The sequence below is a fragment of the Sanguibacteroides justesenii genome, from assembly GCF_003204205.1.
GTDB classification, from domain to species: domain Bacteria; phylum Bacteroidota; class Bacteroidia; order Bacteroidales; family Marinifilaceae; genus Gabonibacter; species Gabonibacter massiliensis.
In genome coordinates, this window is record NZ_QJPL01000001.1 from 195958 (window position 1) to 219303 (window position 23346).

Below are 23346 nucleotides of genomic sequence, written 5' to 3' on the forward strand. Positions count from 1 at the left end.
ATTGGAAACGATTCTCTCTTTTTTTATATTTGAGACCTTAAAACAAATCGTATGGCTGGGAATACAATCGGTAAATTATACACGTTGACTTCCTTCGGGGAGTCTCACGGAAAAGCGATAGGCGGTGTGGTGGACGGATGTCCTGCCGGAGTGCGTCTGTCTGTCGAGGCAATACAACAAGAGTTGGATCGTCGTCGGCCCGGTCAATCGGACCTGACGACAGGACGGAACGAACGGGATCGGTTAGAGATCCTTTCGGGGATTTGGGAAGGGGTCACGACGGGGATGCCTATCGGCTTTTTAGTTCGTAACGAGGATCAGAGAAGTGAGGATTATGAGGTGTTAAGAGAGGTGTACCGGCCTTCTCACTCCGATTATACCTGGTTGAAAAAATATGGTGTACGGGATTACCGGGGAGGAGGAAGGGCTTCGGCCCGAGAGCATATAGCCCGGGTGGTCGGGGGTGCTATTGCCCGGCAAGTGCTGGCGTTACAGGGGATCTCCATACAGGGGTATACCTCTCGGATCGGTACGGTATGTGTGGAACAGAATTACCGGGAGTTGGATTTGAACCGGGTGATGGAGAGTGCGGTAGGGTGTCCCGATCCTGATGTGTCGGAAAAGATGATTCGGCAAATCCGGGAGGTGAAGCGGGTAAAAGACTCTGTCGGAGGTATCGTATCTTGCGTGGTACGCGGGGTGCCGGTGGGGGTGGGAGAACCGGTTTTCGATCGTTTGCAGGCTCGCTTGGCTTACTATATGTTGAGTATAAACGCGGCGAAAGGATTTGAATACGGAGAGGGATTTAGGGCTGCATCTTTCAGGGGAAGCGAGCATAATGATTTTTTCCGGGAGATAGACGGTGCGGTTCGTACGAAAACAAATCATGCGGGTGGTATTTTAGGGGGTGTTTCAAACGGAGAAGATATCTATTTTAACGTGGCTTTTAAGCCTGCGGCTACAATTGGAATGAGGCAAGACACGGTTAACACGCGGGGAGAAAATACGGTAATAGAGGCAAATGGAAGGCATGATCCTTGTGTAGTTCCCCGGGCGATTCCTGTGGTTGAAGCCATGGCCGCGATGGCGGTGCTGGATTTGATGTTGGAAGGCCATTTGTTGATTAATTTTGAAAAATAGTTTGTAAGAGACGGATTCGTTTCGTACTTTTGATTCAAATTTAAATACATATTGTTATGGCAAGTATAAGAAGATTAAAGAAAGATGTCGATTATTTGACTTTTGCAGTTATCGAAGATTGTATGAATTACAATGCCGTGACCGATGAACACGAGGCAGAAGTTGTTGATATAATACAATCGGTTATCGATTATCGGAATCAAATGAGAAATAAAATCAATACCCGGGAGAAATTTGCGGGTAAGAAAGAGAAGCACGCCTATTTTAAAGGGCTTGCTATCGATTTGTTGAAAACGGTAGACGGACATTTTACCCGTTTGAGTGAAACGATTCGAAAGGGGTAAGCAATAAAAAATACATAAACGTGGACGGTTCTCTATGGCGGATTCTCCGCGACAGAGAATCGTTTTCGTGTATATGAAGGGGGAGGATGAAAGATGAAATAGAGATACCCGGAATCGGAAAAGTCAAAGTGAGACGGGGTTTGCATATTAAGATTTTATCCATAAAGATGGCTCCGGGAAGAGGGGTGTGGGTTAATGTTCCTTATGGGGTGAGTGAAAGGATGGCCAAGGACTTTGTCGTATCCCAGCAAGAATGGATAAAAGAACAATTTTCGAGATTGAAAGTATATGAGAAGGATACGGGAGTCGGCTTAGGAATAAATACGGAGATAAGAACTAAGTTTCATATCTTGAAAGTACGTTCTTGTAGCGAAAGCGTGCCTTCTTACCGGATAGATGGCGATGAGATCCATCTATTTGTTCCGGTTCAGACACCTTATGAGCGGATTGCTCCTTATATCGAAAATTTTCTAATCGAAGTATATAGATTGGAAAGTCGTAGGTATTTGCCCGGCAGGGTACGGGAATTGGCCGATCGTTACGGTTTTAAATACGGTAAACTTTCGTTTCGGAACAATATTTCGAACTGGGGAAGCTGTTCTGGAGAAGACAATATCAGTCTTAATATCAAGTTGATGAAACTACCGGACGTGCTGATTGATTATGTTATTTTGCACGAGTTATGCCATACGATAGAGAAGAATCATTCGGACAGGTTTTGGGCGTTGGTAAAACGGGTCTGTCCTGATTATGGCGAATCGAGAAAACAATTACGAAAATACAATACTAGAATATAATTTAGTATGACAGATATAATATTCATACAGGACTCCCGAATCGTTATCGGAGAACAAATAGTACATTTACGAAAGTATTTACCTCCGGGGCAGAAGGTAATTGTGATTACTGAAGAGTCCGTTTATTCTATTTATCAAAATATTTTACGGGATTATGAAGTGATCCGGATTAGAGGGGGAGAGGTACATAAAAGCTGGGAGACTATAGATAGAATTACCGGAGAGTTGATACGTCTGGAAGCGGATCGAAATACCTTTATCGTGGGATTCGGTGGAGGAATTGTCTGTGATATTACCGGTTTTGTGGCCTCTATCTACATGAGAGGATGTCGTTTCGGTTTTGTGCCCACCACTTTGCTTGCACAGGTGGATGCGAGTGTGGGAGGAAAGAACGGGGTAAATTATCACGGTTATAAAAATATACTCGGTGTCTTTAACCAGCCTGAATTTGTTATCTGCGATCCGGAGGTTTTGGATACTTTGGACGATAGGGAATATGCGGCTGGTTTTTCAGAGATCGTAAAAGCTGCCATGATTGCCGATGCCGGATTATTTTGCTATATGGAAGAACATGTGAAACCGGCATGGAAAAAGGACCGGGCTTGTTTGGAAGTTTTGGTGAAGGCGGCGGTGAACATTAAGGCTTCGATTGTCGAACGAGATATGAAAGAAGGGGGTGTCCGTCGTCTGTTGAACTTAGGACATACTTTTGCACATGCTTTGGAGAAAAACGGTATTCCTCTTCACGGGGAGGCAGTCAGTATCGGATTGTGTATGGCGTCTCGGCTGTCTGTTTGTAAAGGGTATATGTCAGAAGAAGAAGCCGAGCGGGTGAGGCGTTTATTGGAACTTTTTCATTTGCCAATTCGAACTTCGATAGCGGTTTCTCAATTGCTGAATGCCATGCGTAAAGATAAAAAGAGGGATAAAGAGCATATCCATTTGATTCTGCCTATCGGGATAGGACAATGCAAGGAGGAGTTTGTCTCTTTTGCCGAATTGGAAAGTTTGATGGCTCAATTGTAGTACTATGTTTTATTTTGCTGTAACGGGAAGTCCTATTTTACACAGTAAAAGTCCGGAAGTATTTTATGCCGCTTTTGCTGGAAGAAGTGATTTGGCCTATTTCCGGATGGCGGCGGCTTCTGCCGGGGAGGCTATGCGGTTATTTCGGGAATTGGGATTGTCGGGAATGAATATAACCGCCCCTTTTAAAGCTGTAGAAAATTGGGGAGACGCCTCTCAAACGGAGACGGTAAGGATACTTCAGGCTGGAAATACTTTGTGGCGACAGGGTGAGGGATGTGTATTGGCAAATACGGATGTGGATGGAGTGGGCGGGGCTATTGAAGCTCAGGGTATGGATATTGCCGGAGAGAAGTGTTTGGTGATAGGTGCCGGAGGTGCCGGAAGGGCTGCTGCTTATGCTTTACGCGTAAAGGGTGGAGCCGTGGTTATAGCGAATCGAACCTTGGAGAAAGCGAAGGGGGTCGCAGAGATTGTGGGGTGCCGGTATTGCGGATTAGAGGAGTTATCCGGAGAAATGTCGGACGCAAAAATTATAGTGAACACTTTATACGCGGGAATAGAAGTGATAAAGGAGGAGTGGTTACAAGAGGGGCAGGTCGTGTTGGATGCCGTTTATCAGGGTTCTTATTTGAAAAATCTTTCGTTTAAAAGAGGGGTTACTTATATCGACGGACGTTCTTGGTTGTTGTATCAGGGAATTCCGGCCTATCGGCGTTTTGTCGGTACTGATCCGGATATTGACGGAATGAAAAAAGCGTTGGAAAGCAATAGAAAGAAACCCCTGCATATCTCTTTGGTCGGTTTTATGGGAGTAGGGAAAACAACGATAGCTCCTCTGATTTCCGGTCGATTGAATCTTCCTTATGTGGACGTGGACCAAGAGATAGAGAGGCGGAGCGGTTTGACGATACCATCATTAATAAAGCGATATGGGGAGATCCGTTTTAGAGAGATAGAATCCGAAGTGTTGATTGAATTGTTGAAAAGGGAGGAAGCTACTGTTATTTCTTGTGGCGGAGGAGCGGTGTCGTGTCCGGAGAACAGATTGCGTTTACGGGAACTCAGTTGGGTTATATGGCTTTACGCCCGGCCTGAAATTTGTGTCGGAAGGATTGAGGTCCCGACTCGCCCTTTGCTGGCCCGGTATGCTGATCCGGTAAGGGCGGCCGGTGAGTTGTTTGAATCCCGTAAGTCAGATTATGCGCAGGTTGCGGACCTGTTGATATCTACAAATGACCGGAATGTAGAAGAGGTAAGTGAGATTATATATGGAGAAATTAGTAAAGTGTATTGACGTAAACGGAGAGATAGCGGTGCCTGCTTCCAAGAGCATCGCGCAACGGGCAATTATTGCTGCCATGTTGGCCGAAGAGAGCACCTATCTCTGTGATGTTTCCTTGTGCGATGATACGAAGAGGGCCATTGACGTGGCGAAGACATGGGGTGCAGAGGTAAGGGAGATGGGGGCAGATTACCTGATTATCCCGGGAGCAGGAGGCAAGAGGGAGGGTGTATTGACTTTGTTTTGCGGGGAGTCCGGATTATTAACCCGAATGATTGTCCCTGTAGCTGCTTTATTGGACCGGGAGGTGGTAATCATGGGAAGCGGTTCTGTCTTGAAGCGGCCGATGCAGATGTTGGTTTCTCCTTTAAGGGAGTTGGGGGTAAATATACGCACTTGTGCGGGCGGATTACCGATTACTCTTTGCGGTCCTTTACGGGGAGGTGAATGTCGTTTGGACGGAAGCATAAGTTCCCAAATAATCACGGGATTTTTGATGGCGTTGCCTTTGGCGGAAAGAGACAGTATCTTATACGTGGAGAATTTGAAAAGCAAGCCCTATATCGATATGACTTTAAGTGTGCTTGAGGCTTTCGGGATAGAGATCGAACGGGAAGGTTACCGTTGTTTTAAGATACGGGGAAGGCAAGCATATCATTCCTGTATTTTTCCTGTGGAAGGGGATTGGAGTGGTGCTTCCTGTTTTTTGGTGGCTGGAGCTTTAGCCGGTAAGGTGAAGATTACCAATTTGAATATCAATTCGACACAGGCCGATCGTCAAATATTGGAGGTGTTGCGTCAGGTAGGAGCGGAGGTCCTCGTCGAACCCGGAGAAAAATGGGATAGCGTGACGGTTTCCCACAAAGAGTTGCGGCCTTTCGAATGCGAAGCCACGGATAGTCCGGATCTATTTCCTGCTTTAGTCGCCTTGGCTTCCGGATGTACGGGGACGAGTCGAATACGAGGGGCTCATCGATTGGTATACAAAGAGAGTAATCGTATCGAGAGTTTACAGGAAGAATTTGCCAAAATGGGCATTCGAATCGAAGTCGACGATGATACGATGTTGGTTACCGGAGGAGTAATCAAGGGGGGAGAAGTATCTTCCCGAAACGATCATCGCGTGGCTATGGCTTTGGCAACGGCAGCATTACGAAGTTCCGCACCTGTGATTATTGCCGAGGCAGAAGTCGTATCCAAATCTTATCCTACATTTTGGTCTGATTTTCTGAAATTGTAATATTTTGGATTAAAACATTGCTTTGCATTGTAAATGTTGTTATATTGCGTCTAATGTTTATCTATAGATTAGACGCAATGAAGATGTATCGTTTTTTTAAAGTGTTTTTTTGTTGCATTTTTATTCCTCGATGGTTGTGTTTTAAATGATGAGGTGGTAGATTCAAAATCGTTTTATCCTGCAATGTATAAAGATTCAGTTTTTTAGGATTAATGGAGATTTGATGGATAGTCGTACGATATGGGACAATGTAGCTATTTACCTTAAAGCATTATTACGGCTTGAAAGGCATCTAAGGATAGAAAATAACCGTTTTAAATGGGAAGTAAAGGAGGGAGCGGAATTAAGAATGACGCAAAATATATTCGAATATGTTACGGATAGATGGGAAGAGTATAATGACCTTTTGGAGACGGGACGTTATGAGATCGAACAGGAAAAGATGAGTGATCCGTATTATGTGGTTCCAAAGAGTATTTACATAACGAGAGAAAAAGCATATACTCCTTTCTTTAAGAAAGCCTCCCGGGAGTAGTGTTGGACTTCGGGAGGCTTTCGTCGTTTTTCGGTTATTTTTTTACCAGATTGTAAGAGGCGTGAGCCTGTTGCGTCTGGGAAAGAGCATTTTGTAGATTCGGTTCCTGCGTCAATAGGACTACGAACTGCAGAATACTCATGTATGATTTGTCGGTTAGATTTAGTTCGAAATGGGAGGTATAGAAGTCGACAGCGCCCTTGATCTCAAAGGTAACGGTGGGAGAGGCGGCAGCCGTAATCGTCAGTGTGTCTTTTTCGAATGTATAAGGCAATTTCATCGGGAGTTCCACGTCTCCGAAAGTGGCGACCAGCTTAACGGTATCATCGACGAATGTTATTTCGGAGCCCTGTTCGAAAAATGTATAATTGTTGAATACGGTTTCTAATTGCTCCTTGGTCATGGTAGCATTTTCTACCGGGGTAGCAATAGCCACGGCCTGATTTATATTCCAGCTGCCTTGGAGTAAATCCTTTCGTTCGTTTTTATCGTCATCGCTACAAGCGGCTAACCATAAGGATAGTACAATAACAGAACAGGTTAAAAACAGTAGTGTTTCAATCTTTTTCATAATGTGAATTTTAAAATTAAACCTTGATTGACAGAGTAGTATACGAACGGGAGATAAAATGTTTGAAAAAAAGAGTATAATTAAATTGAAAATATATGAAATTGTATCGTTCTGATGCGTGTGTTCGTATCGGAAGGCGGTTTTTTACCGGAAAGAGTTTGCTAATATGAGATTCGATAATTTGTTTATTGGAAAAATTGATTGCTATTTTGCAAGAGAAAGTTAAAAGGTTGAGTTATGGAAGAAGCATATTGTTATCGATATCCTCGTCCGGCAGTAACGACGGATTGTGTGGTTTTTGGATTTGACGGAGAAAAACTGAACGTATTGCTGATACAGCGGGGCAATGAACCCTTTAAAGGAGCCTGGGCTTTTCCCGGGGGATTTTTAAACATGGACGAAACGGCGGAGACCGGAGCTTTGCGTGAATTGGAGGAGGAGACGGGAATGAAGGGGATTTTTGTAGAACAATTCCATACATTTTCCGCCGTGGAACGGGATCCGAGGGGAAGGACCGTCACCATTGCCTTTTATGCTTTGGTCGATCCAGAAGAATACAGGGTAGAGGGAAATGATGATGCGGCGGAGGCCCGTTGGTATCCGGTTGACGATATGCCGCTTCTGGCTTTCGATCACCGGCAAGTATTCGAAGAAGCGTGTAGGTCGTTGGCGTTGAAAATATATATGCAGATGCGGGGATTAGAGCAAAAAGACGACGGTTTGGCTCATTTTGAGCTGGACCGGATATTCGAGATCCTTCCGCAAGAATATAGATTGTATTTAAAATAGGAATTTATGGAGCGATTGGAAATAGTTAAAGCCGATATCACGACTTTGAACGTGGATGCCATCGTGAATGCGGCAAATCGTACCCTGTTAGGAGGGGGTGGGGTGGATGGTGCTATCCACCGGGCTGCCGGGAAAGAGTTACTCGAAGAGTGCCGGACGTTGGGCGGTTGTCCGACGGGAGAAGCGAAAATAACCGGAGGCTATCGTTTGAAGGCTCGTCATGTTATCCATACGGTAGGACCGATATACGCGGACGGAAATCACGGGGAGCCGGAATTATTGGCCGCTTGTTACCGGAACAGTCTGAAGGTCGCCGAAGAGAACTGTTTGAAGACGATCGCATTCCCCTCTATCAGTACGGGGGCTTACGGTTATCCGATAGAACGGGCAGCCCCGATCGCTCTTCGGGAGATCCGGGCTTTTTTAAGTATGCATCCGGATTTTAAAAAAGTATACGTGGTTTGTTTTAGCCTTTCGGATTACGAACTTTACCGGAAGCTTTTGTCATAGTTTGTTTCACCGGATGGAGAGTTGTATCCGGCAAGCGATAAGAATGAGGAATCCGGATATGAGGTTAAAGCTGTTGTATGATCTCTAAATTATATTGTTTAATATGACTTTTTCGTATGACGGGTGATTTTGTGGATTGAAAATGCCGGAAAATGGTTTTATTCCTGTAATTTTGTAGAATACAATTTATATAAACTGATGATGATATGCAAGAGATAGTAAAAGGAATACGGGATGTATTAGCAGAGATCAAATATCCCGGGACATCGAAAAATATCGTTGGTCTGGATATGGTACAAAATATGAAGGCAGATGGAGATCGGGTAAGTTTTCGGTTAGTATTTCAGAAATCAAATGATCCGTTTATCAATGCTATAAAAAATAAATGCGTGCAGTTGTTGAAAGAGAAGTTAGGATATAAGACCGTCGATATAGAGACTGTTTTTGTACATGATTTGGAAAAACCGCTCTCGTTGGAAAAGGTTAAACATATTATAGCCGTTTCGTCGGGCAAGGGAGGGGTCGGTAAATCGACCGTGGCTACCAACATGGCCGTTGCTTTAGCTAAATTGGGATATAAGGTGGGCTTGGTGGATGCTGATATTTTCGGCCCTTCTGTTCCTAAAATGTTCGGATGTGAGGAGGCTCGCCCTTATATGGTAGAGGTCGGGGGAAAAGAGTTGATAGAGCCGGTTGAGAAGTACGGGGTTAAGTTACTGTCTATCGGATTTTTTGTTGATCCCGATGCGGCGACGGTTTGGCGAGGTCCGATGGCCTCCAATGCATTGAAACAGATGGTAGAAGAAGGACATTGGGACGAGTTGGATTTCATGTTGATCGACCTGCCGCCGGGAACGAGTGATATTCACTTGACGTTGGTACAGACGGTGGCTTTAAGCGGTGCCATTGTAGTAAGTACTCCTCAACAAGTGGCATTGGCCGATGCCGTGAAAGGTATCAATATGTTCGAATCTCCCGGAATTGCTGTTCCCGTGTTAGGAATCGTGGAGAATATGTCTTGGTTTACTCCGGCGGAACTGCCAGATAATAAATACTATATTTTCGGAAAGGAAGGGGCTAAATTTTTGGCTGAAAAGAAGGGGTTGCGTTTGTTGGGACAAATACCTATCGTGATGAGTATCATGGAGGGTGGAGAGAGTGGTGTTCCGGTTGCGGCAGATGAAAATACGATTACCGGAGAGGCATTTCTTGATTTGGCTCGTCAGGTAGTTGAGTCCGTGGAAGAGGTCAATCTTACGGCTAAAAGAGTCCGCGTTACGAAAGGATGAATTTTATCCATAAGGGACATTCGAAATTTATTTGTAGGATGTCCCTTGTAAAAATGAAATATATGCGTTGGATAATAAACGGGTTGGAGGATTTAAATCGGGTTGCTGCTGAATTTTTAGAGAGAGCAGGGGACCGTACGTTGTTTGCCTTATATGGTCCCATGGGAGTAGGTAAAACGACTTTTGTAAAAGCTGTTGCCGCCTGTTTGGGAGTGGAAGATGATGTGACTTCGCCTACTTTTGCTATCGTGAATGAATATATTACGGCGGATGAGAAACGGGTGTATCATTTCGATTTTTATCGGGTTAAAAATACGACAGAGGCAATGGATTTTGGCTATGAAGAGTATTTTTATAGTGGAAACCTTTGTTTTATCGAATGGCCGGAAATGATCGAGCCGCTTTTACCTGAAGATGCGGTAATTTGTCGTTTTTCGGAGTTGCCGGACGGACGCCGGGAATTGGCTGTAGAAGGAATGTAATAAATAAATATAACGTACTATGGAAAACTCTGGTAAATTGTCCGGGGCCACGATTGATAGGGAGTGGTTCGTATTTCAGGAAAAAGAGGTGTTTCAGGAGTGGAAGCGGCAGAAATTCGTGATAGGCCTGCCTAATGAAACGGACCGGGATGAAAATCGGATTTGTTTGACTCCGGAGTCTGCCGGGATACTGATAGATGCGGGTCATGCGGTTATCGTGCAAAGAGGGGCGGGTTTTCAGGCAAATTATACGGATCGGGAATATGCGGATGTGGGGGCTCGTGTTGTCGAGACGCCGGAAGAAGTATATGTTGCCGATATCATTATGAAATCAACGCCTGTAAGTCCGAAAGATGCTGAATATATGCGGGAGCGTCAGGTCATTATGTCTCCCTTGAAGCTCTTTGAACTGCGGAGAGATGCGATCATTGAGATGATGCATAAGAAAGTGACGGCCATCGGCTTCGATATTCTGAAAGACGAAGACGGATTTTATCCGGTGGTACGTATCATGAGCGAAATTTGTGGTGGTGCGGCGATCCTGATTGCCAGCGAATATCTGAGTAATTCCCGGAACGGAAAAGGAATTTTTTTAGGCGGAATTACCGGAATCACACCTACGGAAATTGTTATTTTAGGGGCGGGTACCTTAGGTGAATATGCAGCTCGTACGGCTTTGTCATTAGGTGCTGTCGTGAAAGTTTTCGACCATTCGTTGGAACGGTTGCGTCGGTTAAACGCCTGTTTGGAACAACGGGTATTTACTTCCGTTTTCCATAAACCCGTGTTGGATAGAGCTTTGTTGTCCGCAGACGTTGTTATCGGAGCTTTGCGTTATTTTGATGACGATCAAGGTGTTTCTGTTACCGAGGAGCAGGTGAAACTGATGAAACGGGGTGCCGTTATTGTGGATATGTCTATTGATCACGGGGGGTGTTTCGAAACTTCCGGGCCGACGACACACGAAAAACCGGTTTACGTGTATAACGGAGTCATTCATTACTGTGTTCCCAACGTGGCTTCACGGGTAGCCCGGACAGCGTCTATCGCTTATAGTAATATATTTACTCCTTTGATGGAAAAGATCTCTTGTAACGGAGGTTTTCGCAATGCAATAAAAACGGATGCGGGGCTCCGGCACGGCGTATATATATATAATGGCCTGTTGACGCGTAAAATCATTGCCGATAAATTCGGATTGATTTCCCGGGATATCGATTTACTGTTGGCTGCATTCTAATTTATGTGCTTAAAATTATATAAATACTTGTGGATATAAAAATAGTCCGTTTGCAGAGAATGGGCTTAATGTCTTGATCTGAGTGAATCTTTCTACCGTGATGCTATTTTTAGGAGAGAAAGATGAGTATCTTCATTTGATTTTTAAATTTGTATGTAGCATTTTTTAATTGTATAGTTCTGAATATTATATTATTAAGTCTTTGTTGCTTTACTTGTTATAAAATTTACCTGCGAATGGGATTCAGATCTAACCTTCTTTATTTCGTGAATTATATCTTATTTTTTTAGAACGATCCCTACTAAAGGGGATGTTGTGTGGTATAAATCCCCATTTATGGGGATTTATATATCCTGTCATTGTTGTTACTTTTGATGAAAATTTTTAAAAACAATACATGGTATGACGCCGTGTTTGCCGAATCCAGTCTGTTATTTAATTTTATTAATATAAAGTATGAAAAGATGTGATAAGCGAAATGGTCAGTTCAGGTCATGCGGGTTCATGTTGGTCGTGAATTTAGTATGTTTGATGCTATTCCCATTAGGGGAAGTTTTTTCAACAGGAATCTCTTTGAAAACGGGAAATCCGGAAGAAAAAAAAGTTGTTTTGAAAGGACGGGTAATGGATAAAGATTCTCTTGCTTTACCCGGGGTTACCGTCTTGTTGAAGGGAACGATATGGGGAGTGATAACGGATGTTAAAGGAAATTTCGAGTTATCTGTTCCGGAGCAGAAAGAGTGGATGTTGGTATTTTCTTACATCGGAATGGAGCCAAGGGAAGAGAAGATTACAGATTCGAAGGTGAATTTGAAAATTGTATTGAAAGAGAAGGTCGAACAATTGGGAGAGGTGGTTATCACCGGGTACGGAGAAACCACGAAGCGGCGATCGCCAGGATCTGTCGGTGTTCTTACTGGAGAGACTTTTGCTAATAAATCCGTGACGAATTTAGATATGTTGTTGCAAGGACAATTGGCCGGGGTGAGTGTTTCGGCAGTTTCCGGGCGACCGGGTGAATCAGCAAAGATCCGGATCCGGGGAACAAGCACGATTAGCGGTGATGCCGATCCTTTGTGGGTTATTGACGGGATTCCCCTGCAACAGGATGTACCGGAGATATCGACGGGAGAGATAAAATCCGGAAGTTTAAACGAAATTCTTACTCACGGAGTCGGGGGGATTAATCCGAACGATATCGAGAACGTGACCGTTTTGAAGGATGCTTCTGCCGCTGCTATTTACGGTTCCCGTGCTGCCGGTGGCGTAATTGTCGTTACCACGAAGAAAGGAAGGGCGGGAAAGATGCGGGTAAATTACGGCGCAAATTTTTCAATCGGATTAAAACCACAAAGAGATGCCAACCTGATGAATTCTTCTGAAAAACTTGTCTGGGAACAGGAGTTATGGGATGAGTTTTCTGCCGATGCCTACGCGAATAAAGCGAAACATATTCCTGTTGTCGGCATCGTGGGGATGTTACGGTCTAATAAATTGGGAAAAAATGACGTATTTTTTGACGATGTGGAAAATTTTGAACCTATGAGTCAGGCCGAGCAGGATGTTTACATCAGCGAGTTAGGCAAAACAACGACCGACTGGTTTGATGAGATTTTCCGTAATTCGTTCTCTATGTCGCATCACCTCTCTTTTTCAGGGGGAGCGGAGAATGTCCTCTACTATGTCTCATTCGGGTATAATAAGAATAATGGCTTGGTAAAGGAGACGGATTACGAACGTTATAATTTGAGGGCTACATTGAATATAAAGCCGACTAAAAGGGTGGAGGCCGGACTTGGCGTAGATTTGTCCAGGCAGGAGTCTCACGGTTCGTCTATGGACGTGGATCCTTTTGAATACGCTTATTTTGCAAACCCTTACGAGAAACCTTATAATGCGGATGGTAGTTATCGCCCGGATATGACCTATTTCAATTTAGGAGCCTTGAGTGACGGTTATGGGGCGGATGTGCCGCAGCTGCCGACCGGTGGATTTAACATATTGCGGGAGATGCGTGAGACTTCAGGAGACGGAATGAATTCCCGTTCTTCTATCTGGACCAAATTGAAATATAATTTTACGAGTAAGCTGTGGTTCGACGGACAGGTTTCTTACGAGTACACGAATAACCGTAGTACGGATATAAAGAATAAAGATACGTATGCCGCTTATAATGACAGGTTGTACTTTGATAAAAATAAGAGTGGAAGCGACTGGACTCCTTACGGGTCGATTACTCGTTCCGAGGCCAATAGTAATAGCTACGATGTGAAAGGAATGTTTACTTATTCGAATGAATTTTCAGGCGGACATTACATGAAGGTGTTGGCAGGAGCGGAGTTACGCGGAAATAAAAGTGTAGCGACTTATTTCAAACGCTACGGTTATGACGATGTCACCGGAAATTCCACGATGCCTATACCGCCGAATCCGGACGGGGATGATGCTTCGGAGTATGCCGATTTGATGGATCAATTGGCCGGAGAGAACACTAATGAGAGCCGGTTTGCTTCTTTCTTCGCTTCGGGAGAGTATAATTTTATGGATCGTTATTTGTTAAGTCTGACTTTCCGGACGGACGGTTCTAATAATTTCGGAAGCGATGAGCAGTTTAATCCGACCTGGTCGCTTGGTGTATTATGGAATCTGGATCAGGAAAGATTTATGCAGTCGCTACTGCCGTATGTCAATCGCTTGACCTTGCGAGCCGCCATGGGATACACGGGAAACATTGTAAAAGGAGTCAATAAGGAGTTGGTATTAAATTACACCACCCTTTACTGGCAGGGGTTGCGTACAGGTTCGATAGCATCGGCCCCCAATCCTAAATTGAGGTGGGAGAAAACGAAGGACATGAAATTGGCTTTGGATTTCGGTTTGTTTAACGAACGGGTCTCCGGATTAGTAGAGGGTTACTACCGGAAAAGTACCGATCTGGTTTCGAAAGTGGATGTCGTTTCTTCGACGGGATTCGGAAATCAGGCTTTTAATACGTCTACGGTCGTAAATAAAGGTATCGAGATGACCTTGAACGTGAAGGTGCTTAATGGTCGGGACTTCAGATTGTCTTTGGGAGGAAATATCTCGTTAAACCGTAACAAGCTGACTAAATACGACAGGCAAAGCGAATCGTTGATGATGAGTGACGGTATTTTCGAGGGATATCCTTTGGAATCTGTATTTGGTGGAAGGTATACGGGTATAGATCCTCGTGACGGAGTATATACTTACGTGTTACGCCCTGATGCACAAATATACACGGGTAGCGATCTGCAAAATGTCGATAATTATCGTTTTTACCTGGGAACTTCCGTGGCCCCATGGACCGGAGGATTCAATTTACAGGCTTCCTATAGAAATCTTCGTTTAAATGTAGGGGGAACAATCTCGTCGGGAGCGAAAATTATTGATAAGATCAACTCTCCTGCAAGTTATAGTAAAGTGACTTCTTATGTAACGGGAGAAAAACCGCAGACCGCTTACAGCGATTTGTACCGTAATCATTTGAATGTACGGAAAGATATGGTGGACCGTTGGACGGCGGAACGTACGACAGGGGTAAAATATCCCCGGATCATCGATTATTTGGGAGATCGTTTGTTATTGGACGAGTATAATGTTCACGATAGTAAAATTACGGATGCCACCTATCTGGAGAATGTTTCGTTCATGAGAATTCGGAACATCACTCTGGCTTACTCTCTACCCGATAAATGGATACGGAAAGTGCGACTTTCGTCAGTGGATCTCTCTTTGTCGTTGGAGAATTTTTTCACTTTCACGAATTATTCCGGTATAGATCCGGAAACACCAGGGACAACCTACCCGGTGACGCGTTCTGTATCGTGGGGAATCAGTGTAGGATTTTAATAGATTAAAAATGAAAATATGAGAAGGATTAATTTATATATTACGGGTATATTACTTCTGGGAATGCTTTCGTGTACGGAATATCTGGATGTGAAAAAAAAGAGCGAGGTGATTCCCGAAACAGCGGAAGAATTTTCTTCTTTGATACATTATTATTTGCGTAATCTGGATGAGGCCAGTGATTACTATGTGTTCGGAGAGTATACGAAGACCTTGTCTTTCGAGTGCTATTCGGATAACCTGGACGGGGATTTGAGTTTATCTTCCCGGTTGCAGGTTTACGTGGGAACGGATATCAATTCGATGACAAGCCGATACAAATATATTTACGAGAAAATTCGGGATTGTAATATTATTTTGGGTGAGATGGAAGATAAGTCTTCCGAATTAGGAAAAAAGGTTGCGGCTGCGGCGTATACTTTACGAGGGATGTGTTATTATAATCTGATGCGGGAATTTTGTGAACCTTTTGATAAAGCGAAAGCCTCCGGGATGAATGGAGTCCCGCTCGTGGAAAAATTTGACATGGAAGCAAAACCTGCGCGGGCGACCTTGAGAGAAACCTTTGATTTTATAGTGAGGGACCTGAAAGCGGCAATCGATATGAATCAAACGGATAAGAAGTATCGATTGGATGTGAATGTAGCCAAGTTTTATTTGGCCAGAACCTATTTCTGGGCACAGGAATGGGACTTGGCGATTCCTATCGCCAAAGAGATATTGGAAACTTTTCCTTTGATCAAAGGGGAAGCGTATAAAGAGATGATGAAGAGTGAGGTGGCACAGGCCGGTAATGAACTGTTACGGGCCGGAACTTCAAAGACAAAAGGTTACACGGATTTAAATTTCGGTTATTCTCAAACTCGTCCCGTTGCTGAAGATTTAATCAACCTGTTTACGGAGAAAGAGAATGATGTACGTTATAATCTTTTTTTCACGAACAAATTGTTAAACAATAAAACACTCCGATTCGCCATCCGAAGTGCCGAGATGTGTTTGGTGATAGCCGAGTGTTATGCTCATTTGGGAGACAATGATAATGCGTTGCATTACCTGAACCTTTTGCGGGAAAACCGGATTGAACCTTACGTGGCCTACACGATGAGTAATTTGCCGGCAGTAGATGCGGCGGCCCGTATACAAGTAGACGCCATGGGGAAAGCGTTAACTCCTCTTATGGCTGCCATCCTGAACGAGCGGAGAAAAGAACTGTACATGGAGAACGGCGACCGTTGGTACGAATTGAAACGGAACGGACGTCCCGAGTTTTGGTGGGGAGTTAGCGGTGTGAAATACGAGACGTTGAAATTCCTTTATACTTTTCCGATTCCGAAGTCGGATATTGTCTTAAATCCTGCTATTATTCAAAATCCGGAATACAGTAAATATTAATTTAAAGCACAACACGATGAAAAAAATGAAATATATATTAATTCTGATGGCGGTAAGTTTATCTTTTGCGGCCTGTGGCGATGATGCGGAAGATATGCCCGAGAGACTGAGTGACGTTAGTAATGAATTTGTTTTGCCCACTCCTGCCAAATTGACGAACGCGGAACGGGATGCGATTCAGGCTAAGCGGGAGATTTACAATGAAACTTATGGTGATTAAACTAAAAAACAATACAGGTGTATGCGAAGAATATTATTATATAATCTGATTTTGTTCTTGTCACTGTTAAGTTGCAAGAATGACGATAACGATTTGCCGACATTGAGTTTCGGCCGGCCGATTTATATTTTAAAGGCTGAAACTCCGTTGGCCGTGGAGTTAATAGCATCGACTCCGGCTAAGGAGACTGTCGTGATTCCCTTTACGATTTCTGGAACAGCGGTTTTAGATGAGGATTATACGATAGAGACGAAGGAATTTACGCTTCAACCCGGAGAATCGATAGATACGGTATGGATTATGCCGAAAGAGAATGTGACTCCCCAGCGAGAGATTCGTTTGGCCTTAAACGGAGCGGAGGGATATGAATTATGGAATAATCGGGTGACGATGATTCCCGTGGAGATAAGGGATGTTTTCAGTTGTTCCTTTAATGCGACTTCTTGCGACTTGAAAGCCGAGAAAGAGATAGCCGTCAGCCTGAAGGTCGGGGGAAACGATTATATGTATAAAAAAACGGAGGTTTATGTTCCTTTCGAAATAGATCCCGCGTCGACGGCTGTATTAAACGAACATTATGAGATTGTCGGGGGAAAACAGGAGTTATATATGGGGACGATGAAAGCCTATGCGGTCGTAACGCTTCGTTTTTTGAAGAAGGAGGAAGGAAAAGATAAGGTTATTTTGAGAATAAAGGAGGGAGGTCTTATCGAGGCGGGAGGTAATGCTTCTACAACAATAACGGTTAGCGGGCCTACACAATTTAAAGATATCGAAGGGGAATGGAGGTTTAACGGTTTCACGGATGAGGCTTTTGTCCGTCGAATGGCAGGCTATGAGGATAAAACGGGAGCAGATTGTGAACATCTGCCTGTGAATAATAATGCTACGGATGTGATTCGCTTGTCTGCCGGTCCCGGAGGGAATACCTTGAACGTGGACGGCGTGACGGGAGATTTGGCCCACTACTTGCGGAATTGCTCCGTTGAGATTATAAAAGAGGAGTCTACTCGTCTGAACGAGACGGCAACGATGAGTTATGAGGACGTGATGACCGTGAAATTCGGAAAGGTAAATAAAAGTTACTCGGCCGCGAATGTAAACGAAGAGGAAGGAGTTGTCGGAATGCGTCTCTTGCGTAAGGGGAAAGTATTGGAACTCCGTATTTACGATTATGTTCCGACGGACTTTTTAACAAAATGTTATTATGTTGCGACGCACCCGGAATATCCGTGGCAAGTTGTCGGAGAGTATCCGATGTCGGATTATTATACCTTAGTATTCCAGTTTACCAAAGTCGAGTAAAGTTATCGGTTGGTTTGGCAATAGATATTTGACTTGCAAAAAATGGGGCTGTCTAACAAGTTTAGATGGTCCCCATTTGTATAAAAAATAAGGCTTTTCGACTGATAATCAGAAGAAAAGCCTTTGTTATATGAAAAGTATTTTGTATATTTGTTTTGCACAACCAACTACAAATCAATCATATAACGATGGCGAAGTTAGCAATAAAACCAGAGAATCAAAAACAAAGTCTGTTATTTCCTCCCAGCTTGGATGAATTAATACCAAAGACTCATGTTGTAAGAGTGGTGAACGACGTGATCGACCGTCTGGACCTGGTCGGCATCAAGGAAAGCTATAAGGGTGGAGGAAATAGTTGTTATAGTCCCAAGATGATGCTCAAGATACTGGTCTATGCCTATCTGAACAATGTTTACTCCTCCCGCAAGATAGAGCAACAAATATGTGAAAACATCAACTATATGTGGCTCTGCGGGATGTCCAGACCTGATTTCAGGACCATAAACTATTTTAGGGGAAAGCGGTTGAAAGACAAATTCGAATCTATTTTCATCCAGGTGGTCGAGTTGCTTCACGGTGAGGGCTTCTTAACGCTTGATGTCCAATACATCGATGGAACCAAGATCGAGTCTGCTGCCAACAAATATACTTTTGTATGGAGAAAATCAATAGAGAAATATGACGCGCGTCTCAAGGCCAAGACAACCGCGATATTGGATCAGATCGAACAATCCAACGGCTTGGAAAACGAAGAAGATCCGGTCAAGGCATCCGTCACCGAGGAGCAGTTCAGGGAAAGAGTCGATAACATTCGCCAGAGGATAGACCGTGACAAGCTTTCCAAAGCGGATGAAAAAGCATTGAAGGAGATAGAGGAGGAGAAAATACCAAAGATGGATAAATATGCGGCAGCTCTGTTGATAATGGAAGATCGCAATTCGTATTCAAAGACCGATCATGAGGCCACCTTCATGTGCATGAAAGAGGACGCGATGCTCAACGGCCAACTCAAGCCGGGCTATAACGTGCAAATATCAACAGAGAATCAATTCATAACAAACTATGCCATTTATCAACGTCCAGCCGACACGCTAACCTTTATACCCTACCTGGATACTTTCAAAAGTAAGTATGGAAAACAAAGTGCGGTCATCGTGGCGGACTCGGGCTATGGGAGTGAACAAAATTACGAGTACCTGTTCGGTCAGGGCATCACGCCCTATGTGAAATACAATATGTTCCACAAAGAGCAGAAACGTAAATACAAGACCGATCCATTTTTACCGGTAAATATGTATTATAATCCTGTTCAGGATTACTATGTGTGTCCGATGGGGCAACATCTGAAGTTCATCAGAAAAGAAAAGAGAATTTCATATTCCGGGTATGAGTCGCGGATAAGCGTCTATCGGGCCAACCGGTGCTCGGGATGCCCCTTGAGGGGAGGATGCCATAAATCGAAGGGAAGCCGTCAGATCGAGGTAAACCATAACCTCAACTCTCTCAAGCAAGCCGCTCGTGAGCTTTTGATGAGTGAAGAGGGATTGGGACATAGAAGTAAAAGGCCGATAGAACCTGAGGCTGTCTTCGGACATATAAAGGAGTGTGGCGGGTTCCGCAGGTTCAGGCTCAGGGGGATGGCAGGAGTCAGCTTGGAGTTTGGATTGAAAGCTCTTGCCCATAATCTGAGAAAACTTGCACTCTTAGCTTTGGCAAAGCTGTTTTTTCGCCTGTTTTTTGCACCAAAAGGGCAGTTTACAGTCAAAATGGACATCGTATACCCACTGGTTCCAACAAAAGTGGCTTAATCGTATTTTTACAGGCCATGCGGGAATGAGTTTATAAAAAAAGAGACCATCTAACTTTTCGTTGTTAGACAGCCTCATTTTGAAGTTATGTTATTTTAGTTTAAAATGGCATCTATAACGGGAGTGATATCGCTATTCTTAGGTATTTTAATACCCCGGATTCCGGCAGCCTCGGCTGCTTCAATATCCCTTGTTCCGTCCCCGATCAAAAGCGAGATCGATTTATCGATATCAAATTCTTCTATGGCCTTTTCAATCATATAAGGCGAGGGTTTCCGGCATTTGCATTTCGAAACGCTGTCGTGATGCGGGCAATAGTAAATTTTGTCTATGCGGGCTCCTGCTTTTGCCAATTCCGAGCACATGTATTCGTGCAAAAGCTCGACCTCTTTTTCGGTGTATTCTCCTTTGGCTACTCCTCCCTGATTGGTCACTACAATCACCAGGTAACCGGCCTCGTTCAGGCGTTTGATTCCTTCAATAACTCCCGGGTTAAAGATGAAATCTTCTTTTTTGTATATGTAGTAGTGCCCTTCATCCGAATTGATGGTTCCATCCCGATCTAAAAAGACTGCCTTATTCATGTTATCCGAAATTTTATGATCAATGCATGATTTTGAAAATCAGCTCTTTTAGTAATTCTCCGTCTGAAATATTACTGTTTCCTACTCCTTTGGATTTCATATCGTATTTTCGTAGCCATGAAATGATGTTAGCGCATTTTATGGCGTTATATTTTTTACTCCCCTCCGTGTAATCCTTTATAAAGTAAGGGTTAATGCCGAGCAGTCGAGCCATTTCCTGCTGGTTCGGGGTCGTTTTTTTCTGGTAATGAAAGGTCAATAGATCCCTGAAGTATTTAAATAATGTCGCTATGGTCAATACCAACGGGTTGTTTTTGGGATTTGCCTCAAAATAATTGACAATACGATTCGCTTTTAAATGATCCTGCCGAATGATGGCGTTGATTAACTCGAAGGTATTATATTCTTTACTGATTCCGGTATGTTCTTCTATCAGATTTTCTTTAATTTCTCCTCCTCCGGGTAGTAACAGCATGAGTTTATCCAGTTCGTTGGCGACTTTACTCAAGTCGTTTCCCAAACTTTCGGCTAAAATTCCTGCTGCCTTCATGGTGATCATACATTTTTTTTCTTTACAATAGTCGATGATCCAATCCGGAATCTTATTTTCATACAGTCTGGCAGATTCAAAATAGACGCAGTTTTTAGAACTTCCTAATTTTTTAAAAACGCCTTTTCGTTTATCCGGTTTTTTGTTCTTATATAAGAATACAAGTATGGTCGTTGTCTGGAAATGATCGATATAAGGGAGTAGATTATCGAAATCCCGTATATTCTGGGCTTCTTTTACGATGACAACCTGACGTGACGACATCATGGGAAAACGACGGGCCGTATCGGTGACCGTGGTCATGGAGACGTCATTTCCGTAAAAGACGACCTGATTAAATGCTTTTTCGTCTTCCGAAAGAACGTGTTCTTCCATCCATTCACTGATTTTATCCAAAAAATAGGGCTCCTCACCCGTTAGAAAATAGATGGGAGCGTAATTTTCCTTTTTTAAATCCGCTATGATGTCTTCGTATTTCATGTCACAAAAGTAATAAATTTATATTACCGATAGGAACCTGGCTAAAGTAAATAGGCAAACTCTTTTTCTGTTTTTCTCAAACCATTATGAGATTTACGATTTAAAGATGGCAAGATTAGAATAACCCACGGGGACGGGTACAATGTGCTATTTTAATTGATAGAGGTTATAGATCAAAAATTAGTTGATGTTTTACAATGTGTTAGTTGTCGGCTATTTATAGTTTTCCTTTTTCAATTTGGGTGACAATCTCTTCGATCTCCCGGTCTCTGCCGTTGGGCTCGTAATCCGCCTTCAGATTATGGCCGAACAGTAAAGCGATGGATTGCCAGAAATAAGCGTTTACACTACCTCTGTACTCTTTTATATGGTGGAATGAGGTATTTTGAGTTTCCCGGTAAATTAGGCGTATCAGGATTCTACCTTGTGTGACGGTAAGTTTCATCAAGGGTTGTTTAAAGGTTTTCATTAACTGTTTGTACTCTTCTTTTACTACTCTTTTTTTCTCTTTTTCGGAGTGGATGGTTTTTAGCTTTTGTTCTATTTCATTGATTTTCAGAGCAGCTATCTTGGCGTACGGGAGCGCTTTCTGAACATTGTAGACCGTCCGATTGTGTTTTTGATGTTGCCTTTCGTAGTAATTGTGATTTCTTTTTCTGACGATTACCGATACTTCGGGCAGTTGTATATGAGGCAGTGTGTCGTTTTGGATGATGATAACCGGTAATACCTTGCTTTGTCCGGAAGTAAGGCTGTTCATAAATAAAGATAGCAGCAATATGAAGAATATTTTGTACATTGTATTATCTTTGCATAGATACATAGGTATACAAATTTAATGGTTATATTTGATTAATTAAAGCGAATATCGTGGAAGAACAATTTCAAGATCTGTTTAGGATACGACACAATAGTGATCGGGTGGAGATCGGAAAGGTTTTAATTGCAGAGCCTTTTTTGCAGGGAAACTATTTTAATCGTTCCGTGGTCTATATCGTTGAACACGATGAAACGGGAAGCGTTGGCTTTGTGTTGAACAAACCGTTACCGTATACCACTTCCCAATTGGTAAAAGGTTTGGAAGGGATTGAGTTACCGGTGTACTTAGGTGGACCCGTGGAGCGAAATCAATTGTATTATATTCACCGGAAAAGCGGTTTGTCCGGAGCTTTGATGATAAGAGAGGGAGTCTATTGGGGAGGAAATTTTCGACTGCTCACCGAGTGGTTGAAATCGGGGAAAATGACGTCGGGTGACGTGCGTTTTTTTGCCGGTTATAGCGGCTGGAACGGAAAACAACTGCAAGGGGAGTTGGAAGAAAACTCCTGGATGGTCGGGGACATAGAAACGGAGATTTTGTTTCAGTTGCCGAACCCTCAATTGTGGGAACAATCCATGGGAAGTTTGGGAGGGAGGTATAAGATTTGGGCTAATTTTCCGGAAGATCCTATTATGAACTGAACGTCGGGTGATAAAGCGAAATCGTCCGATGAATAAATAGAAATGATAAAAGCAGGCCGTTCTATCGCTGTCCTGAAAAGGAGAGAGGAAAGTCCGGGCAACATAGGGCATCGTGCTTCCTAACGGGAAGATATCCGAAAGGATATAGTAATGTAACAGAAAAAAACCGTTCCCTCCGTGGAATAAGGGTGAAAAGGCGGGGTAAGAGCCCACCGGTATTCCGGGTAACCGGAGTAGCCGTACATCTCACGAGTTGCAAGACCATGTACACTAACGCTTAGGCCGGCCCGGCTGATGTTAGGGGGTAGGTCGCTTGAGCTGTGGAGAGATCTGCAGACTAGATAAATGATAGAAACCGCAAGGTACGGAACCCGGCTTACAGGCCTGCTTTTTTTTATTGTAGATTGAGAAAGGATTACAGGAAACAT

At 43.5% G+C, this 23346-nt stretch carries 22 protein-coding genes and 1 other RNA gene; 19 read left to right on the top strand and 4 right to left on the bottom strand.

Going from position 1 to position 23346, the window contains the following annotated elements; translation table 11 throughout:
* The first annotated feature begins 51 nt into the window (after positions 1–51).
* The 7 genes from aroC (at position 52) to DMB45_RS00880 (ending at position 6367) form a co-directional block, all read left to right on the top strand.
* Complete coding sequence (gene aroC / locus DMB45_RS00850) at positions 52–1140, top strand: chorismate synthase (RefSeq protein ID WP_041503916.1); 1089 nt, start codon at positions 52–54, stop codon at positions 1138–1140.
* Positions 1141–1196: 56 nt separating this feature from the next.
* Positions 1197–1484: a hypothetical protein gene (locus tag DMB45_RS00855; protein ID WP_041503915.1), complete on the top strand. Its 288-nt coding sequence runs from the start codon at positions 1197–1199 to the stop codon at positions 1482–1484.
* Positions 1485–1570: 86 nt separating this feature from the next.
* A complete protein-coding gene (locus tag DMB45_RS00860) occupies positions 1571–2281 on the top strand; it encodes a M48 family metallopeptidase (RefSeq protein WP_041503914.1) in 711 nt (236 codons plus the stop codon).
* 6 nt (positions 2282–2287) lie between these two features.
* Complete coding sequence (aroB, locus tag DMB45_RS00865) at positions 2288–3307, top strand: 3-dehydroquinate synthase (protein WP_041503913.1); 1020 nt, start codon at positions 2288–2290, stop codon at positions 3305–3307.
* Positions 3308–3311: 4 nt separating this feature from the next.
* Complete coding sequence (locus DMB45_RS00870) at positions 3312–4604, top strand: shikimate kinase (RefSeq protein WP_041503912.1); 1293 nt, start codon at positions 3312–3314, stop codon at positions 4602–4604.
* On the top strand, positions 4579–5832 hold the full coding sequence (gene aroA, locus DMB45_RS00875) for a 3-phosphoshikimate 1-carboxyvinyltransferase (RefSeq protein ID WP_041503911.1): 1254 nt from the start codon (positions 4579–4581) through the stop codon (positions 5830–5832). Before DMB45_RS00870 ends, aroA begins: the two co-directional genes overlap by 26 nt.
* Before the next feature lie 223 nt (positions 5833–6055).
* Complete coding sequence (locus DMB45_RS00880) at positions 6056–6367, top strand: hypothetical protein (RefSeq protein WP_041503910.1); 312 nt, start codon at positions 6056–6058, stop codon at positions 6365–6367.
* A 34-nt stretch (positions 6368–6401) separates the two neighbouring features.
* Here DMB45_RS00880 and DMB45_RS00885 read toward each other — a convergent pair whose 3' ends face one another.
* On the bottom strand, positions 6402–6938 hold the full coding sequence (locus DMB45_RS00885; RefSeq protein WP_041503909.1) for a hypothetical protein: 537 nt from the start codon (positions 6936–6938) through the stop codon (positions 6402–6404).
* Positions 6939–7175: 237 nt separating this feature from the next.
* On the opposite strand from DMB45_RS00885, the gene DMB45_RS00890 reads away from it, so the two are divergent.
* The 10 genes from DMB45_RS00890 to DMB45_RS00935 all read left to right on the top strand — a co-directional run bounded on the left by DMB45_RS00890 (position 7176) and on the right by DMB45_RS00935 (position 19843).
* Positions 7176–7727, top strand: a complete 552-nt coding sequence (locus DMB45_RS00890; protein ID WP_041503908.1) for an NUDIX domain-containing protein — start codon at positions 7176–7178, stop codon at positions 7725–7727.
* A gap of 6 nt (positions 7728–7733) precedes the next feature.
* Positions 7734–8237, top strand: a complete 504-nt coding sequence (locus DMB45_RS00895; RefSeq protein ID WP_041503907.1) for an O-acetyl-ADP-ribose deacetylase — start codon at positions 7734–7736, stop codon at positions 8235–8237.
* A 206-nt stretch (positions 8238–8443) separates the two neighbouring features.
* A complete protein-coding gene (locus DMB45_RS00900) occupies positions 8444–9526 on the top strand; it encodes an Mrp/NBP35 family ATP-binding protein (RefSeq protein WP_110688364.1) in 1083 nt (360 codons plus the stop codon).
* Between the two features lie 62 nt (positions 9527–9588).
* Positions 9589–10008: a tRNA (adenosine(37)-N6)-threonylcarbamoyltransferase complex ATPase subunit type 1 TsaE gene (tsaE, locus tag DMB45_RS00905; protein ID WP_041504092.1), complete on the top strand. Its 420-nt coding sequence runs from the start codon at positions 9589–9591 to the stop codon at positions 10006–10008.
* Between the two features lie 19 nt (positions 10009–10027).
* Entirely contained in the window at positions 10028–11248 is a 1221-nt protein-coding gene (locus tag DMB45_RS00910; RefSeq protein WP_041503905.1) for an alanine dehydrogenase, read from the top strand.
* Between the two features lie 456 nt (positions 11249–11704).
* Entirely contained in the window at positions 11705–15118 is a 3414-nt protein-coding gene (locus tag DMB45_RS00915) for a SusC/RagA family TonB-linked outer membrane protein (RefSeq protein WP_082027488.1), read from the top strand.
* Positions 15119–15136: 18 nt separating this feature from the next.
* Positions 15137–16510: a RagB/SusD family nutrient uptake outer membrane protein gene (locus tag DMB45_RS00920; protein WP_110688365.1), complete on the top strand. Its 1374-nt coding sequence runs from the start codon at positions 15137–15139 to the stop codon at positions 16508–16510.
* A 16-nt stretch (positions 16511–16526) separates the two neighbouring features.
* Positions 16527–16730, top strand: coding sequence for a hypothetical protein (locus DMB45_RS00925; protein ID WP_041503902.1), 204 nt, complete (start codon positions 16527–16529; stop codon positions 16728–16730).
* A 21-nt stretch (positions 16731–16751) separates the two neighbouring features.
* Positions 16752–18035 (top strand): hypothetical protein, encoded by a 1284-nt coding sequence (locus tag DMB45_RS00930; RefSeq protein WP_041503901.1) that lies wholly within the window; start codon positions 16752–16754, stop codon positions 18033–18035.
* 188 nt (positions 18036–18223) lie between these two features.
* Positions 18224–19843 (top strand): IS1182 family transposase, encoded by a 1620-nt coding sequence (locus tag DMB45_RS00935; protein ID WP_235375085.1) that lies wholly within the window; start codon positions 18224–18226, stop codon positions 19841–19843.
* 95 nt (positions 19844–19938) lie between these two features.
* Here the strand turns inward: DMB45_RS00935 and DMB45_RS00940 are convergent, their stop codons facing one another.
* The 3 genes from DMB45_RS00940 to DMB45_RS00950 all read right to left on the bottom strand — a co-directional run bounded on the left by DMB45_RS00940 (position 19939) and on the right by DMB45_RS00950 (position 22256).
* Complete coding sequence (locus DMB45_RS00940) at positions 19939–20427, bottom strand: D-glycero-alpha-D-manno-heptose-1,7-bisphosphate 7-phosphatase (protein WP_041503900.1); 489 nt, start codon at positions 20425–20427, stop codon at positions 19939–19941.
* Positions 20428–20446: 19 nt separating this feature from the next.
* Positions 20447–21457, bottom strand: a complete 1011-nt coding sequence (gene holA / locus DMB45_RS00945; RefSeq protein ID WP_041503899.1) for a DNA polymerase III subunit delta — start codon at positions 21455–21457, stop codon at positions 20447–20449.
* Between the two features lie 217 nt (positions 21458–21674).
* Positions 21675–22256, bottom strand: coding sequence for a DUF4294 domain-containing protein (locus DMB45_RS00950; protein ID WP_041503898.1), 582 nt, complete (start codon positions 22254–22256; stop codon positions 21675–21677).
* Positions 22257–22327: 71 nt separating this feature from the next.
* On the opposite strand from DMB45_RS00950, the gene DMB45_RS00955 reads away from it, so the two are divergent.
* Both DMB45_RS00955 and rnpB read left to right on the top strand, forming a co-directional pair.
* Positions 22328–22918, top strand: coding sequence for a YqgE/AlgH family protein (locus DMB45_RS00955; protein ID WP_041503897.1), 591 nt, complete (start codon positions 22328–22330; stop codon positions 22916–22918).
* A 48-nt stretch (positions 22919–22966) separates the two neighbouring features.
* Positions 22967–23313, top strand: an RNA gene (gene rnpB / locus DMB45_RS00960) — RNase P RNA component class A.
* The last annotated feature ends 33 nt before the right edge of the window (positions 23314–23346 follow it).